Below are 3320 nucleotides of genomic sequence, written 5' to 3'. Positions count from 1 at the left end.
TGCGTGGTTTGTTTGATTCTTACTATGCCGAACATGCTGAAAAGAGTGTGGTGTTTGATACCAACCGCATGTGGACTGCCCATCTGCCTATGTTGATGGACCAGTTCCCCGGCTCCAAAGTGATTGCCTGTGTGCGTAATGTCGCCTGGGTGATGGACAGCATAGAGCGCAAATATGCGGCTGACCCTTACGAAATAACGCGTCTGTTCAATGACGATAATGAACGTGCAACAGTCTATAGCAGGGTAGAGACCCTGGCACTGCGCAACCGCATGGTGGGTTATCCATGGGCTGCATTGAAGAGCGCCTTTTACAGTGAGCATGCTGGTTCCATGCTGCTCATCGATTACGACTTGCTGGCGCAGGCACCACAAAAAGTGCTGCCACTGATTTATGACTTCATTGGTGCCGAGCCATTCGAGCATGACTTCCAGAATATTCAGTATGACGCACCTGAGTTTGATGCGCCTTTAGGCATGCGTGGCCTGCACAAGGTCAGGCCAGCAGTGAGCTTCGAGGCCAGAGACACCATCCTGCCACCCGATTTGTTTCAGCAATACAGCCAGCTATCGTTCTGGAAAGACACGACCGGTAGCCGTGCTAACGTTATTACCGCTAAATTTGTTCCAAATTCTACTGAAGACTGAAGATGATACCGACCAACTCCCTGAATCCAGCCATTGCTGACGCCAATGCATCTTCCAGTTTTTCGCCAGGTTTTGCATTTGACCCTTTACATCCAAGCCAGGCAGATGGTTTGCCCGTGACGACGACGGCTGTTGCTGCATCACCTGTTCCCATCGTTGCTCAGGCCGTTGCTGCACCATCCATTGCTGCCGCGCCTGTCGCTGCTGCAACACCTCATGAAGTGGTGTTTGTCGATACTACGCTGCAAAACTGGCAAAGCCTGATCGGGAATGTCAAGCCGGGTACAGAGGTCATTACACTTGATCCGCTGAAAAATGGTGTACAGCAAATGGCCGATGCGCTGCAGGGCAAGGCAGATATCACCGCAGTTCACATCGTGTCGCACGGTGGTGAGGGATATCTGGTGGTTGGTCATACCATGCTGTCTTCGTATAACCTCATAGACTATCAGGCCAACCTGGCGACCATACAAAAAGCAATGGCACCTGGGGCCGATATTTTGCTGTATGGCTGTGATGTCGCCAAAGGTGATGTGGGTGTCAATTTTGTGAATCAACTCGCAAAAGCGACTGGCGCAGATGTCGCTGCATCGACCAATGACACCGGGGCGCATGGTGACTGGATGCTGGAATACCATAGCGGAGTGGTAGAAACGACAGCCATCGCGGCCCAGCATTATCAGTATGATCTCGCCACCATCAAGGTCACCAATCTGAATGACAGCGGCGCAGGGTCTTTACGGGCTGCAGTGGCTGCCACTATCGGTGATGGCGCGGCTGACACAATTGTGTTTGATCCAGCCCTGTTTGCCAGTGGTGCAGCAACGCTGACACTGACTTCTGGCGCAATCAATGTAGATTCAGCAAATAATGGTGATGCGCTGACCATCGTTGGCGCGGGTGAAACGCTGTTGACCATCAGTGGTAATAATAGTTCGCCAATTTTTACCTCTGTAGCTACTTTCAGTTCGCCCAATACGTCGGCACTCAGCATTTCTGGCATGACCTTATCCAATGCCAGTGGCGCGTATGGTGCGATTGCCATGATGTACTCAGGCTCATTGACGATAGATCACGTTGCCATTAGAAATAACCATTCAACGAGTAAGGGCGCTGGATTGGTATTCTATGATGCGGGAGCGTCTGTCAACATCAGCAATACGACCATTGCCAATAACATGGCTACTGCGACGTATTCATCTGGCAATGGTGGTGGTGCGTATGTCAATGCAGCGAATGTCACCATCTCCAGTACTACCATCAGTAGCAATGCTGCCAGCAACGGTCGTTATGGCGGTGGTATTTCTGTGACGGCCGGTACCAGTGCGACCCTCACGAATCTGACGATATCAGGCAACTCTGCCGGCAAGACCGGCGACAATAGTGGCGGTGGCGGCGGGATCAGTCTCTCCGGTGCCGGAGCGAAAACACTGACGAATTCAACCATCGTCGGTAACTCTTTTGTTGGTGGCAATGGCGCAGCAATTGGTGGTGGTGGCCTTTACCTGACACAAAACAGCGGTACTCTGACTGTTAAAAACACGATTATCGCCAACAATAGCAGCACCAATAATCTTTCCGCTGACGATGATGTTTTTGTCGGCAACGCGAGCACTCTCGCCGGTAGCAATAACCTGGTCATCAGCACGGTAGGAACGACGGGTACAGGTAGTAATACCACGACCGGCACCATCACTACGCTCGGCAGTGCCCTGGGTACTCTGGCCAATAATGGTGGCGCAGTACAGACCATTGCCATCCTGGCGGGCAGCAATGCCATCAACGCAGGCACATCGACAGGTGCACCGGTAATAGATGCCCGTGGTTTTGGCCGTGGTGGTTCGATTGACATAGGTGCTTATGAATCCAGCGACAATGGGAGCTTTAATTTCAGTGGCATTGTGTCACCCGCGAACGGTGTTGTTGATGTCCCTGTCAATTACGATCTGGTCATAGACTTTGGTGAGGCTGTTACTGCCGTTGCCGCCAAGAATATCGTTATCTACCGACAGTCTGATAACGCGATACTGGAAACCATTGCTGCAACAGACAGCAGTAAGGTAACTTTCAGCAGCGGCACCGGTGGTGCCAGCAGCAAGGTTACGATCAACCCCACCGCCAATTTTGCCGGCACCACTGGATATTATGTTCTGATAGATAGCGGTGCTTTTAAGGATGGCGCGAACAAGACCTTCAACGGTATTTCATCGACCTCGACCTGGACATTTACCTCTGCAGTGCCACCGGCATCTATTACGAGCGCTATCTATGATGCCAGCACAGGCACGCTGACCATTACCGGTGTGGATATCATCAATGGTGGTGCTGTTGATGTCACCAAACTGTCGCTGACTGGTCAGGCTGGCACTTATACGCTGACCACTACGCCGGGTGTGACCGCCAGTAGCGCGACGACGATTAGTTTTGCGCTCAATGCGACAGATAAACTGGCCGTCAATGGCATCCTGAACAACAACGGTACAGTGGCCGTGGATACCACGACTTTCAATGTGGCAGCAGCGGCAAACTGGATGACGAGTACACCGGCCGACCTGACCGGCAATACCGTGACAGTATCGAACGTCACCGCCCCAACGATTACGTCCGCGACGTATGATGGCACCACCCACGTCTTCACCGTCACCGGCACCAACCTGGTGCAAACTATCGGCG

General features: G+C 52.3%; 2 protein-coding genes. Both read left to right on the top strand.

Features of this window, described 5'->3' with window-relative positions:
- On the top strand, positions 1 to 647 hold a 647-nt coding region (locus ACO0LG_RS29470; protein ID WP_423032166.1), incomplete at its 5' end, for a hypothetical protein.
- A 2-nt stretch (positions 648 to 649) separates the two neighbouring features.
- Positions 650 to 3320, top strand: a 2671-nt coding sequence (locus tag ACO0LG_RS29465; protein WP_423032164.1) for a DUF4347 domain-containing protein, incomplete at its 3' end; no start/stop codon positions are given.

The organism is Undibacterium sp. Ji42W (genome assembly GCF_049340405.1).
Classification (GTDB): Bacteria; Pseudomonadota; Gammaproteobacteria; order Burkholderiales; family Burkholderiaceae_D; genus Undibacterium.
This window is presented reverse-complemented; position numbering and strand designations above follow the sequence as displayed.